This is a genomic window from Mucilaginibacter sp. OK268 (assembly GCF_900103125.1).
GTDB lineage: Bacteria > Bacteroidota > Bacteroidia > Sphingobacteriales > Sphingobacteriaceae > Mucilaginibacter.
In genome coordinates this window covers 39,167-59,231 of record NZ_FNJV01000009.1, presented here as the reverse complement: position 1 = coordinate 59,231, position 20,065 = coordinate 39,167, and the positions used below count along the sequence as shown (strand labels likewise).

The window sequence follows — 20,065 nt, the reverse complement described above, 5'->3', positions numbered from 1 at the left end:
TACAGTCCTGGTTCTTGATTCTTATTTCTTGATTCTATCTTCCTATCTTTGTTCCTGTGAGCGAAAAAACCATACTTAAACTGCAGCTGCCTACCGATCCGCTTTGGGTTAAAAACGTGGTGGAAAGCAATATTGAGGAATTATTGACCGATCATGCTTTTTGCGAGCAAAAGGCGGCCAGCAATGCCATTACCCTTATTGTGCAAAACCCCAACCTGAATGCTCTGGTACAGGAGATGGCGCTGCTGGTTCAGGAAGAGATGGATCATTTTAAGCGAGTTCACGATATTATATTGCAGCGCGGTTTTGTTCTGGGTCGCGAGCGTAAAGATAACTATGTGAATGAGCTCCGTAAATTCATCATCATAGGCGGCGGTCGCGAGGCCCAACTGATCGACAGGCTGCTGTTTTCGGCCATGATAGAGGCCCGCAGCTGCGAGCGGTTCAAGGTACTGTCAGAAAACATTGGCGATACTCATTTATCTGAATTTTACCATGAACTGATGGTGAGCGAAGCCACGCATTATGCCATGTTCATTCGCCTGGCTAAAAAATACGCGGTTGAAATAGATGTAGAAAAACGCTGGAAAGAATTCCTGGAATACGAAGCCCAGGTGATCCAAAACTATGGTAAGAGCGAAACCATTCACGGGTAATTCGTCTATACAAACAGCCTAAATACCGATACATTTTTTATTACTGGCTTTGATTGTGTTACTTTATGCATGTCGCGCTTTAAAGCCTTTTCTGTTATTGTACATATTGCGGGCTGGCTATTGTTTATGGCTTTTCCGCTGTTGTTATTAAACAACCGCGGACAGGGTGCTATCACCTGGTCGCTGCTTCAAAAACATAGCTATTGGCTGTTTTGCTACACCTATATCTTTCTTTTTTACAGCAATGCTTATTTCTTTATTCCTCAGTTCTTTTTAAAAAAGAAGTATGTTTTATACAGCATTATTGTATTGCTCTTGTTTGGCGGAGTGTATTACCTGCAGCCATTTGATAAACTGCTACACAGCATCGGGAGCATGGCAAGAGACATGTATGGCAACAACCGGCCGCCATTTGGATCATTTCCACCTGGTTATCCGGCCCCCCGGGCTTTCCCAACTGACGGAAGAATAGGGCCACATACAGGCTCGCCAAGAGATATGTCAAGGCAATTCCCATCCACACCTTTCAACGGGCCAGGCCCAGGCAGGCATCATTTGCTGCACTTACGACCGATGGATAGCATTAGCCTGTTCATATTTATTATGATCATGGCATTAAGTACCGCCATCAGAATCATACAACAATGGCGGCTCACCGAACGACGCGCCATACAGGCCGAAGCAGATAAAACTACGGCCGAGCTTTCCTTTTTAAAGGCACAGATCAATCCTCATTTTTTGTTCAATACACTCAACAATATTTACACACTGGCCGTTATAAAGGATGATCATGCGGCTGATAGTATCATGAAGCTATCGAACATTATGCGTTACGTGACCGATGATGTAGTGGCCGACCAGGTACCGCTGCAAAGTGAAGTTGATTGCATCAGCGATTATATTGAATTACAGCGTTTACGCATTGGTAATAATACCAGGGTCAATTTTATTGTGACAGGCGATGTTGAAAGCAAAACAATAGCGCCACTTGTTCTGATGACCTTTATTGAAAATGTATTTAAATACGGTGTAAGTAAACATGAAAAAACCACCATCGATATTAAGATCAGTGTGAGTGATACCGATATTTCTTTCTTTTGCAGAAATCATATTTTTGTGCGCCGGGTGGAAAATCAGCGCGGTGGAATAGGCATCAGGAATACACAGCTGCGTTTAAATCATTTGTACCCGGACAAGCATTTACTCAACATATGGAATGAGGATAAAGAGTATTCAGTACAGCTTATAATTAATCAAATATAGTTTATGGCATTGCAATGTATAGCTATTGATGATGAGCCCCTGGCTTTAAGGCTGATAAGCGAGTATGTATCGCGTTTCCCGGCCCTGCAACTGGTTAAAACATTCGACGATGCTATATCCGGGGCCGAGTTTTTAAAGGCCAAACCCGTCGATCTTCTTTTCATTGATATTAATATGCCCGATATCACCGGCATCGACCTGGTAAGAGCCTTGCAGGTAAAGCCTATGGTGATATTTACTACCGCCTATAAAAACTTCGCCTACGAAGGTTTTGAGCTGGAGGCACTGGATTATATCCTGAAACCCATCAATTTTAAGCGTTTTGAAAAAGCGGTGGAAAAAGCCGTTGATTACTACCGTTACAAGAACCAGGCAGGCAGCGAACAGCCCGAAGAAAGCTTATATGTATATTCGGAATACCGCATGGTAAAAATAGATCTGAGCGCCATTGAATATATTGAAAGCATGGAAGATTATATCAAGATACATCAAACCAATGCCCCAACGGTGCTTACGCTGATGTCATTAAAAAAAGTGCTTGAAAAATTACCTCCTGATAAATTTCAGCGTATACACCGCAGTTATATTGTATCGCTTGGTAAGATCCGTTCTATCCAGAACCGCAAAATTAAATTGACCTATGTTGAGCTTCCTGTGAGCGACAGTTATCATGATATCATCCGCAACTGGATGAAATCCAGGTAAAAAACCGTATCTATCGGCACAAAACACCCGTTTACCGATACATCCCCCTTCCAGACCACTCCCCCATATACATTTACATTAATTAATAAACACATTGTTTAACCTTATTAATGCTTGTATATCATGGAACGTAAAAGCTTTCTTCGCACCTTTGCCGTAGCAGCAGCGGCGGGCCCTTTGCTTATTGAAGCCTGTAAAAAAGACTCTTCATCAACCCAAACTGAAACAACAACTACTACATCAACTAACGGCACTACCTGTACCACCTCCCCAACAGAAACAGAAGGACCATATCCTTACGTTGGCGGCGAAATAACCAACCCACTGAACCGGGCCGATGTTACCGGTGGGCAAACCGGGGTGCCTTTAACAGTAACTTTCCTGGTAGTGAACGTGAACGACAATTGTAACGTAGTTACCGGTGCCCGGGTAGATATATGGCATTGCAATAAAGATGGCTATTATTCTGGATATGCAAATCAGCCCGGTCTGCTGGGTAGCAAAAGCTATGTAGGTGAAACCTGGTTGCGGGGTTATTTACTGACAGACGCTTCAGGTATAGCCAAATTTACTACCATTTACCCTGGCTGGTATGGCGGCAGGGCTACACACATACATATGGAAGTTTTTGTGAATAGCGTGTTGAAAAAAGTATCGCAGCTTACTTTCTCTGAAACCATATCTGATGCCGTGCATGTTTCTACTTTATATGCTGCACACGGGGTAAACCCTATACGCAACGCGAGCGACAGTGTTTTTGGCGACTCGGCAACCGACCTGGCATTGGAAACCCTGGCTTTAACGGGCAGCGTTTCGGCAGGATATTCGGGCACTTTTACTATTGGCGTGGCACTTTAAAAAGGTTGTACGTGATGCGTTTGACGTTATACGTACACAGCTGTATTCTCATTCAAAACTTATTACGTATTACGTACAACGTATGACCTAAAAAAATCAAAAGAAATGGCACTCATCAAATTAGCATATAAACAGATCATTGATGCATCGGCGCAGGGCAGATTTGAAAGAAGCGTGTTGCAGGCATCGTACCAGGAGTTTTTGCTCAAAATGCAAACCTATAACCCTAACCTGGAATTTAAAACTTTTACCGCGTTAAAAGCCCATGACGGGCGGGCCAATTCGCTGCATTATAAATTGAGTTTCTCGATTGGGCATTTTATACAGGCCCTGGATAATAAAATACCCGGATTGACCGATAACCTGGGTAACGCCGTCAAATTTGAGCTGCCGCAGTTTGAATTGATAGAATCGCACATCAATGATATTTCGTCGCATAAAGTGGCTATTACTTATACTACCGGTATTTTAACCCTGGTTAACCAACTGGCGGAGTTTATGGTATTGGCAGAGGGCGATGTATCCGAAAAATTTGTAGCCGATACCTTTATATTAAAAATGCAGCATGGGCTTTCTATAACCAGTTACCAGGAGTATCAGCCAGAGTCGCTGTTTAAAGATACTTTCCAGCAGGTTTAACCCTATTATTCCCTTTTTTTCATGATGTCAGGTTGGCGTCTGTGTGTTTTACACGCAGGCGCTTTTTTGCTATGCTTTAACAAAGCCTACCACATTTTGCAGGTAGTTGTCCATCATATCAATATCAACCACATCGTTAATAAAACCAATGTGCATATCCGGGCGTACGATGATGGCTTTCTTCTGCTTTTCTTTAATACCAAAGGCATCAAATACCTGCTGGTTTCTGGCTGATGGCGGCAGGTAAAAAAAGTTAAGGGTTCCCGTATAGTTTTGGGTGATCCATTTGGCCAGGGTAAACAGATCGAGTTCCTGTAGCTTACCCAGGGTTATCATGGTGAAGCCGGGCTTGCTGCACCACTCATGCAGATCGGTTTCCTGTTGTTTCTTTTCATCGAACACTTTGAGATATGGTAATCTGTCGCCGGCTTTTACGGGCGAATCATGACTCAGGTGTAGGTTGATCTGGCTTTCGCGATAGTTGATACCGGTTTGAGATATCCGCTTAAAAAAAGCTGCCCTTAGTGCCGGTTTACCCCAAACGTTTTTCAGGATAGCGGGTAAAGCCCACTTTTTGAACAGCCCTACAAACCAATTGCGCGATAGGATCAGTTTAAAAACACGGTCGGTCGTGTTTAGTAGATCTTTCGCTACGGGCATGCGTTCGGCAGCATAGGTATCCAGTATTTTTTCCTGAAGTTGGTTATTCACTACCCCGGCCAGCTTCCAGGCCAGGTTGTAGGCATCCTGCAAACCGGTATTCATCCCCTGCCCGCCCACTGGCGAATGGATATGCGCGGCATCGCCAATTAAAAAACACCTGTTCTGCCTGAAATTATCGGCCATGCGGTGATGCAACTGATAGGTAGTAAACCAGTTGGTACGCTCCATCCCTATAGTTTGTCCGGTAATGGCATTCAGAAAAGGCAATGCTTCTTCTATTTGCAGATCCTCTCGTTGATCGAGCTCAGCGGGCAGCTGACCAACAACGCGATAACATTGCTCTTCGGGCATTGGAAAAAAGGCAGCGAATCCTTTTTTTGATAAAAACAGATTAACCTTGTCGCCAAAAGCATTACTTATTTTCACATCAGCCAGGTAAAACTGGTGTTGGTAGGTATCTCCATTAAAGGGTATCTGCAATTTTTTACGCACCAGGCTGTGTGCCCCGTCGGCACCAATGAGCCAGTCGCAGGTTATATGCTGGGTTTCCTCAGCGCTTTGTAATTGTACTATCACCTTACCGGGCTGCTGCTCTATGGTCACTAACGAAGTATTCCAGTAAACGGGACAACAGTTCAATGTTAAAAAGTCGAGCAAAAGACGTTCGTTCTTGCTTTGCTGGTACAGGTGCACAAAGGGGAAAGCGGTTTGCCCCTCGCCCACATTACTTAATGATAACGAGGCTACTTCTTTACCTTCCTGGTTAAACACAACCCCTGAAGCTTGTTTTCCCCCTTTTATAATGGTATCAATAACGCCCATTTGCCGGTATATCTCCAGCGAACGGGCCTGCACGGCCAATGCCTTGGAATGAGTGGTTGGGCCTTGTTTACTATCAATAATTACAGGCTGCACACCATAGCGCAATAACTGAGCAGCCATCATCAGGCCCGAAGGGCCGGCTCCCACTATCAATACGCTGGTATGATGCTGCGTAACCGTCATTTAATTATTAATGAAACCATCATGAGCGACCGCTCAAAAAACCGAAATAAATATAGCTCATGATAGCTTCATTACCTTTAAAAAACAAATAATTCTAATGAAAAAGCAGGAAAATTGTTGGCCGCTTGTGCAATTCGGGTACTTTTTTCTGCCATTCGGCAATAGTTTTGGTTTGTACAAACTCCGTAGGAGCTGTAAGATCGGTTGCTATGCAGAGCTTGGTTTTTGGATTGGCGGTCTTTAATATTTCTTCCAGCATGGGATTATTGCGGAAAGGCGTTTCAATAAACAACTGTGTTTGATCGAGCTTAATAGCCGTAGCTTCCAGTTCTTTGATCTTTTTGCTGCGCAACACCTTATCAATAGGCAAATAGCCATGAAAAGTAAAGCTTTGGCCGTTAAAACCAGAAGCCATCAGCGCCAGTAAAATAGAGCTTGGGCCTACCAGAGGTACTACTTTAATACCCATGCGGTGTGCTTTATCTACAATTTCGGCGCCTGGATCAGCTATGCCAGGGCAGCCGGCTTCGCTCATCAAGCCCACATCGTTACCGGCCTGTAAGCCTTTAAAAAAGTCGGCTGTACCCATATCGCGGTTATATTTGCTGTAATCGTGAATGAGCAGTTCGCTTTGCGGCGTTTTTAAACCGGCCAGCTTTAAAAATTTGCGGGCGGTCTTTTCATTCTCCACAATGTACTCTTTGATACTGTTAATAGTATCAACCAGGTAAGGGGTAAATGATTTGGCAGCCGTTTCTTCGGCCAGCGGTACGGGGATTAAATAAAGGGTTCCATAGGGCATATTGCAAAGTTGGTGTTTTTTGTTTAATTTAAGCTATTGAAAGGAGCCTGAAAAAAATGAATTCATTAGGCGTAAACTGGTTTATTGAGGGATATATTGATTTTGAGCAAAAAAAGTACGTCCTGCTGAATTATTTACAGGAAATTAACCGCCATTTTGATAAGAGCAGGCTGTATCCCAACCTGGCCGATCTTATTTTTCATTACAACAACCTGGTTGATTTTAGAAAGAACAAAACGGTGCTCCAGCAGGCCTTTCCGCAACGCTTAACACAGGCAGATATCGACGCGGTAAAGCTTACCTATCAAAAGATCATTAAAGATGATCAAAACATGCAGGAAATAGAGCAGATCATCGCCTTTGCCCTGTCAAAAATGGATCCCGCGATACAAACGGGCAAAGAGATCTATGATTTTGTAGAAAGCCGGCTTAATATTGGTCCGGTAGGTATTGTACCCCTGATGCCGTATCACGGCTATTTTTCGTTACGCAACGGCAAGGAGCGTACCAACTGGATATATGAATATCACCTTACTATTTTTGAGGATAAGTATGATAAGTACCGTGGCATCAATATATCATTTATTGATACTTATGAGCACAGCATCACCAACACACCCGAGGCTATGAAGCTGAGCCTGATCAACCGCAACAAGTTTTTACCCAACCCTGCGGTATATTATGTACACAGCGATATCACCTTTCCGTTGGAGCAAACGTTGTTGCCGGTAGCTAAAAGGAGTTTGGTAAAATATATTTCGAGCGCAGCGTAGTCCTTTCCGTCATCCCGAACTTATTTCGGGATCTCATTAAACGGTAGCCGTCATACTGCATATTTTGCATATGAGATGCCGAAATAAATTCGGCATGACGTTGTGATTTTAACCCAGGCACAATAAATCTTAAAATATTGTGATAGCCCAAAGTTTTATTATTTTTGAGCTCACAAAATTAACGACATGAATTTTCCAGCTGAGTTAAAATACACCAAAGACCACGAGTGGATAAGAGTTGAAGGCCAAGAAGCAACTGTGGGCATTACCGAATTTGCGCAGCGCGAATTAGGTGACATTGTTTACGTTGACGTTCCTACCAAAGGAAAAGCCCTTGAACAGGATGAAGTTTTTGGAACGATAGAGGCTGTTAAAACTGTATCTGACCTATTTTTACCGGTTGCCGGCACCGTTATAGAAATTAACCCCGCTTTAGACGGCGAACCCGAATTGGTAAATACTGACTCTTATGGCGAAGGCTGGTTAGTTAAGATCAGTATTAATGATGCAGCATCTGTTGATTCATTATTATCGGCAACGGATTACCAGGCACTGGTAAATGCTTAAATGAAATTATTTCTAAAATATCATGGGCTCACTATTTTGTGGGCCTTATTTGTTTTTACGATGTGCGCCGTTGATTTGGGAGATGCCGGCAACTCGCCCATGTTTTTCCCGGGCTTTGATAAATTGACCCATACCGGCTTCTTTTTCACGCTGATAGTGCTTTTTTGCAATGGGATAATAAGGCAACAAAAACCACGGTCACTCTCGTATAAACAGATAGTTTTAGTTACAATAGTTGCCATTTTTTTTGGTGGGCTGATAGAGATACTTCAGCTCACCATTTTTACTTGGCGCAGCGCCGATTGGAGCGATCTTTTTGCAGATACTTTAGGTACCTGCATGGGTATATTTGCAGTACTGGTAACATTAGGAGCAACGGGTTATGGTAAAAAATAAATTCATTGTATTAGTGGCATTCGTGATATTGACGAGCCTATCGTCATGCGGTATATTTAAAAAAGGCTGCAACTGCCCGCACTTTGGGAAAGTAAAGCCGGATGTGCGGATGTACAAATATGCAGATGTACAGATGATGGGGTAGATTGATGTGCAAATATGCAGATGTGCGGATGTGCAGATGATGAGATAGTGTTGATAGTATACTTAAATAAGAAGCAAAGTTGGATCTTCCCAAACATCTTCGTAAGTATCCGTTATTAACGGATCTCGTCCCTGAAGCAAGGCCCAAATACTTGGCGATTATCGGAAACGATTCAATGATATGTATTACGTGTACAGGTTCAAAAAAGTCAGGATCTGATGAAAAATTCTCTCCCGCCCAAATGTACCAACCAGTTGTGTCACCTTCATGGGGATGCCGGAGTCCATTTATAGGCCAAATTCCATCTTTTAGATTCTTAGCTACTCCTATTTTTGAAATCGGTAATGATTCGTAGTAAGGTGAGCCATATTTTTCACATATAGCCATTTGTTCTGTTTTGCAATCCATCATTTTCTTTTCTCGCATAAATATCCGAATAATCCGCATATCTAAACTAGTCATATATTTCTCATTTGCACATCCGCACATTTGCATATCTGCACATCTAAGGCGCACTTGCACATCGTCATCATTTTATCATTTCTCCTCTGCGCATTTGAAATCCGCACATCTACACATCAATCTCACTGTTGTTATTTGGATTTAATATAAATAAGATTACATTTGCTGTGGTTTAAAATTATACGATGACACTTTCACAACTTGAAGTAGGCGAAATAGGAATTGTAAAGGAATTTACTGATCTGGAAATGTCGGTAAAACTGATGGAAATGGGTTGCCTGCCAGGCGAGGAAATAAGAATTTCGCGCATTGCCCCCCTTGGCGATCCGATCGCTATCCATGTTTCGGGCTACCAGTTAAGTCTGCGTAAATTTGAAGCCTCCACCATCGTGTTGCAGTAGTTTTGTAAAAATTGAAAGCCGACATAAGAGTTGCACTTGTAGGAAATCCCAACACCGGTAAATCAACTCTCTTTAATATACTAACCGGTCTTAATCAAAAAATAGGAAATTTTCCCGGGGTTACTGTTGACAAAAAAACAGGCTTTTGCCAGCTGCCCGATGGCCGCACCGCCGAGATCATTGACCTACCCGGTACTTACAGCATCTATCCTAAAAGTAAAGACGAATCCATCGTATTTTCGGTTTTGGCCGATAAAGCCAAGGGATTGACACCCGATCTGATCGTGGTGATACTGGACGCCTCGAACCTGAAACGCAACCTGCTGCTTTATACCCAGATAGCCGATCTTAAAATACCCATAGTGGTAGCTTTAAACATGATCGATGTATCGGATAAAGCAGGTATAGATATTGACATCGATCTGTTTGCAAAAAAACTAGGGGTACAGGTGGTGCCTGTTTCCGCTCGCAAGATCAAGGGTATCGATCAATTAAAAAATGCCATCGCTTACGCCAATAAAATAGCGCTGCAACAAGACACCATTGATGTAGAAGCTATTGCCCCGCAAATTATAGCGCAGATCAAAGACGATCTGAAGATAGATAACTCATATCTGGCCCTGCAATTGGCTCATCAGCATGAAACGCTGAGCTATCTTTCGACCGAGCAAAGCGACCGGATAGAGAAACTGGAACATGAGTTTTCGTTCCACTCACAAAAGTCGCAGGCTACTGAAACGATTGCCCGCTATAATTTCATCAACGACTTATTGTACGATACTGTTAAAAAGCCCGAAACGGCTCATGACGAAACTGTAAGCAATAAAATTGATAAGATATTGACGCATAAAGTGTTCGGCTTTGTGATCTTCTTTGCCATACTGATGTTTATTTTCCAGGCTATCTTTTCCTGGTCGGCCTACCCTATGTCGCTTATTGAGGACCTGTTTATCTGGTTACAAAAAGTGATCAGCAACGTATTGCCTGCCGGACCACTGGTAAGTTTAATAGTTGATGGTGTGCTTGCCGGTTTAAGCGGTGTAATGGTATTTATACCACAAATAGCCATCCTCTTCGCCCTGATATCTATACTGGAAGATACCGGCTACATGTCGCGTGTTACTTTTATGATGGATAAGGTGATGCGCAAAGTTGGCCTCAATGGTAAATCTGTTGTACCACTTATTGGTGGTTTTGCCTGCGCGGTGCCTTCTATTATGAGTACCCGCAACATCGAAAACTGGAAAGACAGGATGATCACTATTATGGTTACCCCTTTGGTAGCCTGTTCTGCGCGATTACCTATTTATACCTTGATGATCGCGCTGGTTGTACCCAATCGTAATGTTTGGTGGATCTTTAACCTGCAGGGCCTGGCATTAACCGCTATGTACCTGCTCAGCATAGTATCGGCAGTTACGGTAGCCTTTGTCATGAAATTTATTTTAAAGGCCCGCGAGCGCGGTTACTTTATCATGGAGCTGCCCGTGTACCGTATGCCTCGCTGGAAAAATGTGGGCTTTACCATGTATGACCGTTCCAAAACATTTGTACTGCAGGCCGGCAAGGTGATCATAGCGGTATCGGTGATATTATGGGTATTGAAATCATACGGCCCGGGAGATACTTTTGCCAAGATCGATCAAAAATATCATCAAACACAATACGTTAAAACCATGACGCCTGATAGCTTGACCAAGGTTATCGCCTCAGAAAAGTTGGAAAGCTCCTATGCCGGCGTATTTGGCCACGTGATTGAGCCAGTGATCAAACCTCTGGGCTTCGACTGGAAGATAGGTATAGCGCTCATCAGCTCCTTTGCAGCCCGCGAGGTATTTGTAGGCACCATGGCTACTATTTACAGTGTGGAGGGAGATGCGGATAAGATGGAATCGGTACAGCAAAAAATGCACAGTGCCACTAACCCTGATACCGGGAAACCGGTATTTACGCTTGCTGTGGCATTTTCGCTCATGATGTTCTACGCTTTTGCCATGCAGTGCGCCAGCACCGTGGCCGTAGTATACCGCGAAACCAAAGACTGGCGCTGGCCCGCCGTGCAATTTGCCTATATGACCGGACTGGCCTACACTGCCAGCTTCATAGTTTACCATTGGCTGAAATAATATTTTGGTTCATGGTTGATAGATAATAGTTCATAGCTACTTGATCTTCGAATCATAGCAATAATAATCTCTTTGTAATTACTTAAAAACTTCTGGCTATGATCTATGAACCATCAACTATGAACTGATGAAATCCCTATATTTGTGTTGAGGTAAAAATTGGATAAAGTAAAAGTTTTAGAAAAGTATCTTCCGCCAGACGCGGCTCCCCTGATTGGCCGCTGGATTGATTACTTTAAATGTGAGTTTAAAATTTCGCGCAACCGCGGCAGTAAATTTGGCGATTACCGTTCGCCATACGGCGGTAAAGGGCATCGCATCTCTGTTAATTACGATTTGAACCCATACGCTTTCCTGGTAACTACAGTGCATGAGTTTGCGCACCTGCATACCTGGAACGAACATAAACAAAAAGCCAAACCACATGGCACGGAGTGGAAAGCCAATTTCAAAAAAATGATGCAGCCCTTTTTTGAAAAGGATATTTTCCCCGCCGATGTAAAACACGCTATCACCAGCTATTTGAATAATCCGGCGGCCTCCAGCTGCTCAGATCTGAACCTGTACCGTTCCCTGCGTAAATATGACGCGCCCAAAGAGTCGGTACTTACGGTAGAGAAAGTGCCGCTTAAAGCCTTGTTCAAAATAAAAGGAGGCCGGGTTTTCCGCAAAGAAGAACAATTACGTAAGCGTTTTAAATGTGTAGAGATAGCCACCAAAAGAGTTTACCTGTTTAGTCCGGTTGCCGAAGTGGAGCTGGTGAGCCACCCGGCCCCCTAAAGGGGGAGTCAAGGAGAGATATAGCGCGCTTTGACAAAATAAATCCGAAATCGAACATCCGAATTCCGAAATCAATTAAATCCTTACTTTTGCGGCATGGCAAAAGTTAAATCATTTGTAAATAACCCTTACCAGGAAAATACTTATCTTTTATATGATGAAACCGGCGAATGCGTCATTATTGATCCGGGCATGTATACCGCTACTGAACAAAATGTGGTAACCAATTTTATAAAGGATAATAATTTAACGCCGGTAATGTTATTAAACACCCATTGCCATATTGACCATGTACTGGGGAATAAATTTGTATTTGATCAATACGGGTTAAAGCCAAAGTTTCATATAGGAGAGTCGGAAGTTTTGGCGGCTGTGGTAGCCTACGCTCCCCAAATGGGCATCCGTTATGAAGTATCTCCCCTTCCCGATGAATTCCTGCCCGAAACTGGTAGTATACAGTTTGGTAATACCACGCTCCATTTGATCTTCGCGCCAGGGCATTCGCCCGCCTCCTTGTGTTTTTATGACAAGGAAGTTAACATCCTGATAGGCGGCGACGTGCTGTTCAGGCTAAGCATCGGCCGGTACGATCTTCCCGGTGGAAGTTTCAGTACGCTGATGGATAGCATTACCACCAAACTGTTTCGCCTGCCCGATGATTGTATAGTTTATCCTGGCCACGGGCCTGAAACTACCATCGGTTACGAAAAACAAAACAACCCGTTTATGAATTAATCATACGTTTGGGTTGTACGTGATACGTTTTACGTAATACGTTTACAAAAATTAGTAATTTACAGATCAAAAAAACGTATAACATCACACGTAAAACTTACAACGTAATTGAACACCTCGGTATATATAGCTAAACGGTACCTGTTCTCGGGCAAAAAAATGCACGCTATTAATATCATTTCGGGTATTTCGATGCTCGGTGTTTTAATTGGCAGTGCGGCGCTTATCATTATCTTATCCGTATTCAACGGTTTCGAAAAAGTGATCCTTTCGCTGTATAGCAACTTTACACCCGAAATAAAGATAGAGACCCGTCTTGGTAAAACTTTTAACCCGGATACCCCATACTTCAATACCTTACACCAGGATAAACGCCTTATTTCCTATACAGCGGTACTGCAGGAAAAAGCCCTGATCAAATATGGCGACAAAACTTTTTTAGCGACCGTAAAAGGTGTAAGTGACGATTTTTTAAAAAACAAACGACTGGATAGTACCGTGCAGGCAGGCTCTTTCACCTTGAAAAGCGGAGGGCAAAACTTCGCTGTTATTGGGGCAACTATCCAAAATAACCTGGGTATCAACGTTCATGATGAACTTTCGCCTATTCAAATATATTCGCCCAGGCGGGGCACAGAAAGCTCAGACAATCCACTTAATGAGTTTGTGGTGCGCTCCATTAACCCATCCGGCGTGTTTGGCATACAGCAGGAGTTTGATGACATTGTGGTCACCCCCCTGGAGTTTGCCCGCGATCTGCTCGATCAGCCCAAAGAGGTCTCCTCTATCGAGCTTACTTATAAAAAGGGCACCAACCTGGCATCGGTACAAAACAAAATCATTGACGATATCGGCACCCAATTCACCGTAAAAAACCGCAAAGAGCAAAACACCGAATTATACAAAACACTCAACTATGAGCGCTGGTCGATATTCATGATACTTACCTTCGTACTCATTATAGCAATATTTAACATCATCGGTTCGTTAACCATGCTGGTGATTGATAAGCGTAAGGACATTGCCATACTAAGCAGCCTGGGCGCCAACAAGCAAATCATACAAGGCATTTTCTTTTTTGAGGGAATGATGATATCATTCATCGGCTGTATTGCCGGTATTGTTTTAGGCTTGATATTCTGCCTGCTGCAACAGCATTTTGGCTGGATAAAAATGGGCGCGCAGATGTCGGTAATTGATGCCTACCCGGTTGATATTAACCCGGTTGACATTGGCCTGGTATTTTTAACAGTTGGCATCATTTCTGTAATAGCATCGGGCATCAGCGCACGATTAAGTATTAAAGGTTTAGATGAAATCAAACAGGATTTGTAAATTTGTGGTATGAGGATAGGGTATATTAAATATTTCGCGTTCTTAGTTGTTTTAATTGCTGCATGCTCATGTAACAGAAACTCGTCAAAAACCAAAGAGTCAACGGTTTATAAAGGCTTGTACAGTTTTGGCCCCGAAATAAAATCATTCAAGGATTGTGATAGTGGTCGTGAGTTTTGGGTTGCCGACAGTTCGGCCCAGTTAGAACTGCAATATTCGCAGCTTAATTTCGAAAAACCTTACGAGCCAGTGTATGTCGAGGTAGAGGGCATCAAATCAAAATCAGGAAAAGAGGGTATGGGATCTGAGTATGACAGCACGCTGGTTGTAAAAAAAGTTATAAAAATAACCAAAGAGATACCTCAGGACATTTGCAATTAATACCTTATTATTAATAGCTTTAATTATTCGTAACGCCTGCTATATTTCAGCCGTTCTAAACCAAATAAATAAAACTCATCTGCCACAGTGGCGTTAACTAATTATTATGGAATCAAAACGTCAGCAAAAATTCGCCGGAGTAATACAGCAGGACCTGGCCGCCATATTTCAGCGCGAAGGCATGAACTATTTGCCCAATACCCTGGTAACCATTACTAAAGTACGTGTAACACCCGATTTGGCTATTGCCCGTATATTTTTAAGCTTTTTTGGCAACAACAACCTGCAGTTGGCCCTGCAAACCATCAAATCGCATGCCTCCGAGATCAGGTATAAACTGGGCGCCCGGATTAAAGACCAGGTAAGGATCATCCCGCAGCTGGAGTTTTTTGTGGATGATACCAGCGAATACGTAGAGCGTATGGATAAGATATTTGAAAAAATAAGCAAAGAAGAGCGCCAGCCCGATGCCGAATAATATTGCCGGATGGACCCGCATGCCCGTTTAAAAACTTATTTGCAAAACAACCCCGCAGCCATTGGCAAAGTGGTTGACTATAATGCCGGCACCGACCGGCTTTTTCCGTTGGATTTTACCGCCGCCAACACCGAACTCAACATGGCCATTATTGCAGATACGCAACAATTTAGTGATTGGGTAAATGAAAAGTTAAAAGCCAATGATTGCCGCTATGGCATTGGCGGCTATATGGAGCATCGTACTATTTATGCCGTTAGTCCGCATTTTGATACAGAGGATGAGCCGCGACGGCTGCACCTGGGTGTTGATATTTGGGGCGATGCCGGTACGCCCATTTATGCACCGTTTGATGGTATAGTGCATAGCTTTCAGGATAATAATAATCTGGGCGATTACGGCCCCACCATAATATTGCAGCACAAGCTTGATGGCTTAGCCTTGTACAGCCTATATGGTCATCTGAGCCGCAAAAGCTTGAACGGCTTGACCATTGGTATGCCTGTCAATAAAAATCAGCAGATAGCCACGCTGGGTAACAACCAGGAGAATGGCCAATGGCCGCCACACCTGCATTTCCAGCTCATGTATAATATGGAAGGCAAACATGGCGACTATCCCGGTGTATGCAAATATTCTGAAAAAGATAGATACCAGCTGAATGTTCCTGATCCGGGCTTGGTGCTGGGCTTTTAACGTCTAAATAAAAGCGGCTCTCACATTAAACTTTATATCCGTTTTATTGTCGATATTTATAATATGGTAAAACGCTTGTTTATACTTGTTTCGCTGATGACAACCGCCGCATTTGCGGCTTTTGCCCAGCCTGCTTTTAAGGGCGGTCAGGGAGCGCTCATGGATTTTTTAAAAGCTAAAATTGTGTATCCAGAATATTCCAGCAAAAACTGTATTTCGGGCACTATTGATGTAGCGTTCAGGCTTGATCATAACGGTAAAGTTACCGGCGCCAGCGTACAGCGCGGCCTGGGTATCGACCTGGACGATGAGGCCCTCCGGGTTATTAAATTGACATCGGGGCATTGGACCGTGCCTGCTGATTATAACGAGAATACCAATCTGGTACAACCTATCCGTTTTGATCCTTCCCAAACCAATTGTGGCAACCTGAATAATGCCGCAAATATGCAAGCCGCTATCGACGATTATAAGAACCGACAGGAGTTGGAAAACGCTGTTACCAATTACTATATCAATAAATATAAAGGCAAAGCCGATACCAGTAAAGAGCCTACTATCCTGGCCTTAAAAAAACAGCTGGGTTTTGATGACGAGTTGATCAGCGACCTGTTGAAACAGGCTAATCAGAAATTAAAACAAGGCGATAAAGACGGAGCCTGTACCGACTGGACCTTTATCCGCAATATAGGCAGCGATAAAGCCGACAGCTTTATTAAAAAATATTGCGGGCAATAAAAAGCAGGTCATGCTGAACTCGTTTCAGCACCCCACAAGCAAAGTAAACACCGTACCTGTCGGATATCCGGCATATGGGAAGCCGAAATAAATTCGGCATGACTTATACTCTGGGCCTATAAAGTTGTTGCTTTATTTTTTACATTCACTGCATGGTTCAACACGAGCAGCAATTACGCAAAAAGGTAAAAACCTGGATCATTATATTCATCATCGGCTTAGTATTGAGTGGGGTAACTGCCTTCCCGATCGAAACAGAACTGGCCTTTTTAGCAGCGCATACCCAGGCTTTTCCTGCCTTTATGCAACCCTGGATCGTGAAAGTTTACCTGGCTGTAAAAACCACTAATCAAAATTATCCTTATTTAAGCTACGGTACCGACTGGCTGGCATTTGGTCACCTGGTCATAGCTATGGTCTTTATCGGTCCCTTAAAAGATCCCGTAAAAAATATCTGGGTTATCCAGTTCGGGATGATTGCCTGTGTTATGGTGTTTCCGCTGGCTTTCATCGCCGGCCCCATACGGGGAATACCCATTTACTGGCGTTGTATTGATTGTTGCTTTGGCATTTTTGGTATTATACCGCTTTATATCTGCTATCGCGATATCAAAAAACTGGAGGTTCTAACTTCCTGAAGGAATGATAATTGTTCTCGGTTTGGAGATTACTACACTCCGGTTAACCATTGGTATCGGCAAATTACTCCGATGGAGTTGATCCAAAATATATTGCACTATCAATTTCCCCATTTTTTGCTTCCCAGCTGTTGAAAGATGACCGCTGTTACGATACAGCATCTTATGCTTTTCATAATTATCACACACCATGTTAAAAGGCACCACTATGGTTGAATCCTGTAGATGGGTGTCTTTTAATAATTGATTAACCTGTTTTCGGTAATCATCAAGGTTGCCGGTACTGCCGTTATCAATAATCAAAGAGGCCACTTCATTGCGGGCTTTTTGCAGCAGATCAAGACTATCGGTCGTTTCTTTAAAACCAAAGTCGGGCATGGTCACAAAAACAGGTTCTATGTTATTTTTTAGTAAATCGCCTATAATGAGCGAGCAGTAATAAGCGTAAAATTCAGCCCCCATCTCGCCGGCGGCGTCGCTTGTACCGGCCAGAATAATACAATAATCAAGATTGTGGTGTAATATCTCGCTACTGGAGTATGGTGAACCCGGACTTGCGTAAAGGTTGTCATAGATCTGTTTTGTTTTGGCCTCGGGTTCGCCAAATGAAATGATCTCGGTTTTTAAACCATGTTTTAAAAACTCATCGCTAATGATAGTATCAAGCGTGGTTCCGCTGGCCCAACTATCGCCGATAATACCTACCCGGAGTACTTTATTTCTGTGCTTTACTTCATGCCGGGATACATGCCTTGGCTCAAAAGAATATCTTTTATACAAGTAATAACCAAATTCAGCTAACAACATACCTGTTAATATGAACAACAGCTTTATTCGCATACTTATACTCAGTTACAAAAGGGGGTTACGTAACAGCACTATTTTTACGATCAAATACCCAATAAAGATTTACTTTTTATAAAATATTTGGAGTGCTTTACAGAAAAAGCATGTAGGTGACATGTTTTAAGGTTTGCCGCAGTTTTTCGAGTGCGATGCCCACCTGGCGCTCAACAGTTTTTGGTGAGATATTGAGCTTACTAGCGATCTCTTTATATTTCATATCGCTAAAACGGCTCATCACAAAAATTTCACGGCACTTTTCGGGCAGGGTATTGATAGCCGCGTTAATTTGGAGGGTTAATTCTTTTTCTTCGTATCCGCTTTCTACGGTGTTGCGTACCTCATCAAAAAGATTATTCTTTTCCAGGTAAGCCACATATAAATTCTCAATTTTTTGATGTTTTAAATAATTCAGGCTCCGGTTTTGCACCATTTTAAATAAATACGAGCCTACGGAGCTTGAAAAAGTAACCTCATGACCTTTTTCCCATAAAAGGGTAAAAACATCAGCAACAATTTCTTCAGAAATGGAGAGATCATTAACAAAACGGTTGCAAAAAAGCGTAAGTCGGGTATAATAAAGCTTAAATAAAGCCTCAAATGCCCTTGTATCGCCCTGCGTAAGTTTGGTAATGAGTATTTCGTCGCTTTTAGTAATCATTTATTCATAGTTCGATCAAAATGAAGCACTTTTTAAAAAACTTTAACAAGTTAGATAAAAAAATTTAAATGTTTCAAATTTAATATGGAAATAATGATAAAGTAATTATAAAACATTCTGCATAGTGTAATATAAACACAATTAATTCGGGGTTTTAAAGCTCGTTACCGAATATTTGTAAAAAATATTTTAAAAGTCTTTGAGGGTAAGCCCTTTCTTAATTGTCTTGTTGGTATAATAAGAATGGATAACGAAGAGATAAAACTATTATTAGTAAAGTATATTACCCGAGAGGCTGACGAGCAGGAAACAGACCGGGTAAGGGAGTGGGTAAAATCGCATCCGGAAAATGAGCAGTACTTTGCCCAGCTATATGAAACCTGGCAAAACATGCTGTATTTGAAACCCGGGATTGTTGACGAGGAGAAAGCGTTTCAAAAATTTTTACCGGCAATACCGCAGGAAACAAAATACAGGCAATTATATAAATGGAGTAAGGTAGCAGCTATTGTAGCGCTATTTAGTGTACTATCTATTTTATTAATAAAGCATTATTCAAAAAATGTGCAGAGCATCAGGCTGGTATCAGTTAATAACGGAGGTATTAAAAAAATAATTTTAACAGACGGCACACTTGTTTGGTTAAACGCTGGCAGTAAGTTGAACTACAATACCGATTTTGGTAAAACAAACCGCACGGTGTACCTGGAAGGCGAAGCATTTTTTGAAATAGCGCCGGGCAAAAAAACCGTTCCGTTTATTGTGAATACAAAAAACTATACCATTAGGGATATTGGCACCAAGTTTAATTTGAAGTCATATCCTAACGATTCTTTCTTTGAAACAACCGTTATAAAAGGTGAGGTTTCTGTTGAGGGTAATATTAATAATAATACCCGTGAAATGAGCCGCATATATGTTAAACCACGGCAAGTATTGCGTATATATTATCAACAGCAGAAAGAAAAATACACTTATAAACCAGATGATCAAACTACCAAAGATCTGAACGAGATACAGGTTTTACAGGTCGACTCGGCCAAGATGGATAAGTACGATGGTTGGAAAGCAGATCTGCTTGTATTTGACGGCAACACGCTCGATGAAATATCCAAAGTACTGGAACGCCGGTACAATGTAAAAATAATCATGAACGATGCCGGGCTGCAAAATTTAAGGTACTCTGGAAGCTTCAAAAATATAGCCACTATTGATAAGGTATTGAGCTTAATAAAAGGGAATACAGACATTGATTATACCATAACCGGCAATACCGTAACCATCACTAAAAACACCAACTAATCAAAATAAAATATAAA

Annotated in this window: 24 protein-coding genes; 19 read left to right on the top strand and 5 right to left on the bottom strand. The window is 42.3% G+C overall.

The annotated features are described in order from the left end of the window. Positions 1-56: 56 nt before the first annotated feature. The 5 genes from BLR84_RS23530 to BLR84_RS23510 all read left to right on the top strand — a co-directional run bounded on the left by BLR84_RS23530 (position 57) and on the right by BLR84_RS23510 (position 4,121). Positions 57-656 (top strand): MiaE family protein, encoded by a 600-nt coding sequence (locus BLR84_RS23530; protein WP_218128470.1) that lies wholly within the window; start codon positions 57-59, stop codon positions 654-656. Positions 657-725: 69 nt separating this feature from the next. Then, positions 726-1,919 carry a sensor histidine kinase gene (locus tag BLR84_RS23525; RefSeq protein ID WP_090472713.1) on the top strand — a complete coding sequence of 398 codons (1,194 nt, stop codon included), beginning with the start codon at positions 726-728 and terminating at the stop codon, positions 1,917-1,919. 3 nt (positions 1,920-1,922) lie between these two features. Continuing rightward, positions 1,923-2,624 carry a LytR/AlgR family response regulator transcription factor gene (locus BLR84_RS23520; RefSeq protein WP_090472712.1) on the top strand — a complete coding sequence of 234 codons (702 nt, stop codon included), beginning with the start codon at positions 1,923-1,925 and terminating at the stop codon, positions 2,622-2,624. A 123-nt stretch (positions 2,625-2,747) separates the two neighbouring features. Next, positions 2,748-3,482, top strand: coding sequence for a dioxygenase family protein (locus BLR84_RS23515; protein WP_090472711.1), 735 nt, complete (start codon positions 2,748-2,750; stop codon positions 3,480-3,482). Positions 3,483-3,587: 105 nt separating this feature from the next. Further along, positions 3,588-4,121, top strand: coding sequence for a hypothetical protein (locus BLR84_RS23510; protein WP_090472710.1), 534 nt, complete (start codon positions 3,588-3,590; stop codon positions 4,119-4,121). A 69-nt stretch (positions 4,122-4,190) separates the two neighbouring features. On the opposite strand, the gene BLR84_RS23505 is transcribed toward BLR84_RS23510, so the two are convergent. Both BLR84_RS23505 and BLR84_RS23500 read right to left on the bottom strand, forming a co-directional pair. Beyond that, entirely contained in the window at positions 4,191-5,789 is a 1,599-nt protein-coding gene (locus tag BLR84_RS23505) for an FAD-dependent oxidoreductase (protein WP_090472709.1), read from the bottom strand. Between the two features lie 94 nt (positions 5,790-5,883). Then, positions 5,884-6,591: an SAM-dependent methyltransferase gene (locus BLR84_RS23500; RefSeq protein WP_090472708.1), complete on the bottom strand. Its 708-nt coding sequence runs from the start codon at positions 6,589-6,591 to the stop codon at positions 5,884-5,886. Between the two features lie 56 nt (positions 6,592-6,647). On the opposite strand from BLR84_RS23500, the gene BLR84_RS23495 reads away from it, so the two are divergent. The 3 genes from BLR84_RS23495 (at position 6,648) to BLR84_RS23485 (ending at position 8,327) form a co-directional block, all read left to right on the top strand. Further along, positions 6,648-7,364, top strand: coding sequence for a hypothetical protein (locus tag BLR84_RS23495; protein WP_090472707.1), 717 nt, complete (start codon positions 6,648-6,650; stop codon positions 7,362-7,364). Positions 7,365-7,550: 186 nt separating this feature from the next. Then, the gene (gene gcvH, locus BLR84_RS23490) at positions 7,551-7,931 is read left to right on the top strand and encodes a glycine cleavage system protein GcvH (RefSeq protein ID WP_090472706.1); all 381 of its coding nucleotides are present in this window, start codon (positions 7,551-7,553) and stop codon (positions 7,929-7,931) included. Next, a complete protein-coding gene (locus tag BLR84_RS23485) occupies positions 7,932-8,327 on the top strand; it encodes a VanZ family protein (RefSeq protein WP_090472705.1) in 396 nt (131 codons plus the stop codon). It abuts the gene before it with no gap. Between the two features lie 43 nt (positions 8,328-8,370). Here BLR84_RS23485 and BLR84_RS30290 read toward each other — a convergent pair whose 3' ends face one another. Further along, positions 8,371-8,934, bottom strand: a complete 564-nt coding sequence (locus tag BLR84_RS30290) for an immunity protein Imm33 domain-containing protein (protein WP_218128468.1) — start codon at positions 8,932-8,934, stop codon at positions 8,371-8,373. Positions 8,935-9,119: 185 nt separating this feature from the next. Here BLR84_RS30290 and BLR84_RS23480 point away from each other — a divergent pair, with 185 nt between their 5' ends. From BLR84_RS23480 to BLR84_RS23435, 10 genes are all read left to right on the top strand, one after another. Beyond that, on the top strand, positions 9,120-9,335 hold the full coding sequence (locus BLR84_RS23480; protein ID WP_076373926.1) for a FeoA family protein: 216 nt from the start codon (positions 9,120-9,122) through the stop codon (positions 9,333-9,335). Between the two features lie 11 nt (positions 9,336-9,346). Next, on the top strand, positions 9,347-11,461 hold the full coding sequence (gene feoB / locus BLR84_RS23475; protein ID WP_090472704.1) for a ferrous iron transport protein B: 2,115 nt from the start codon (positions 9,347-9,349) through the stop codon (positions 11,459-11,461). Between the two features lie 159 nt (positions 11,462-11,620). After that, entirely contained in the window at positions 11,621-12,241 is a 621-nt protein-coding gene (locus BLR84_RS23470; protein WP_090472703.1) for a SprT-like domain-containing protein, read from the top strand. A gap of 96 nt (positions 12,242-12,337) precedes the next feature. After that, on the top strand, positions 12,338-12,976 hold the full coding sequence (locus BLR84_RS23465) for an MBL fold metallo-hydrolase (protein ID WP_090472702.1): 639 nt from the start codon (positions 12,338-12,340) through the stop codon (positions 12,974-12,976). 108 nt (positions 12,977-13,084) lie between these two features. Beyond that, positions 13,085-14,311: an ABC transporter permease gene (locus tag BLR84_RS23460; RefSeq protein WP_090472701.1), complete on the top strand. Its 1,227-nt coding sequence runs from the start codon at positions 13,085-13,087 to the stop codon at positions 14,309-14,311. A gap of 9 nt (positions 14,312-14,320) precedes the next feature. Next, positions 14,321-14,692, top strand: coding sequence for a hypothetical protein (locus tag BLR84_RS23455; RefSeq protein ID WP_090472700.1), 372 nt, complete (start codon positions 14,321-14,323; stop codon positions 14,690-14,692). A 106-nt stretch (positions 14,693-14,798) separates the two neighbouring features. Beyond that, positions 14,799-15,170, top strand: coding sequence for a 30S ribosome-binding factor RbfA (rbfA, locus tag BLR84_RS23450; RefSeq protein WP_176852138.1), 372 nt, complete (start codon positions 14,799-14,801; stop codon positions 15,168-15,170). A 9-nt stretch (positions 15,171-15,179) separates the two neighbouring features. Then, on the top strand, positions 15,180-15,866 hold the full coding sequence (locus tag BLR84_RS23445) for a peptidoglycan DD-metalloendopeptidase family protein (RefSeq protein WP_090472698.1): 687 nt from the start codon (positions 15,180-15,182) through the stop codon (positions 15,864-15,866). Between the two features lie 63 nt (positions 15,867-15,929). Then, positions 15,930-16,604 (top strand): energy transducer TonB, encoded by a 675-nt coding sequence (locus tag BLR84_RS23440; RefSeq protein ID WP_090472697.1) that lies wholly within the window; start codon positions 15,930-15,932, stop codon positions 16,602-16,604. A 152-nt stretch (positions 16,605-16,756) separates the two neighbouring features. Next, the gene (locus BLR84_RS23435; RefSeq protein WP_090472696.1) at positions 16,757-17,242 is read left to right on the top strand and encodes a hypothetical protein; all 486 of its coding nucleotides are present in this window, start codon (positions 16,757-16,759) and stop codon (positions 17,240-17,242) included. On the opposite strand, the gene BLR84_RS23430 is transcribed toward BLR84_RS23435, so the two are convergent. Then, positions 17,231-18,049: an SGNH/GDSL hydrolase family protein gene (locus BLR84_RS23430; protein WP_143013980.1), complete on the bottom strand. Its 819-nt coding sequence runs from the start codon at positions 18,047-18,049 to the stop codon at positions 17,231-17,233. The two genes, BLR84_RS23435 and BLR84_RS23430, sit on opposite strands and share 12 nt — an antisense overlap. Positions 18,050-18,179: 130 nt before the next feature. Next, a complete protein-coding gene (locus BLR84_RS23425; protein ID WP_090472694.1) occupies positions 18,180-18,746 on the bottom strand; it encodes an RNA polymerase sigma-70 factor in 567 nt (188 codons plus the stop codon). A 243-nt stretch (positions 18,747-18,989) separates the two neighbouring features. Here BLR84_RS23425 and BLR84_RS23420 point away from each other — a divergent pair, with 243 nt between their 5' ends. Further along, positions 18,990-20,048: a FecR family protein gene (locus BLR84_RS23420; protein ID WP_090472693.1), complete on the top strand. Its 1,059-nt coding sequence runs from the start codon at positions 18,990-18,992 to the stop codon at positions 20,046-20,048. The last annotated feature ends 17 nt before the right edge of the window (positions 20,049-20,065 follow it).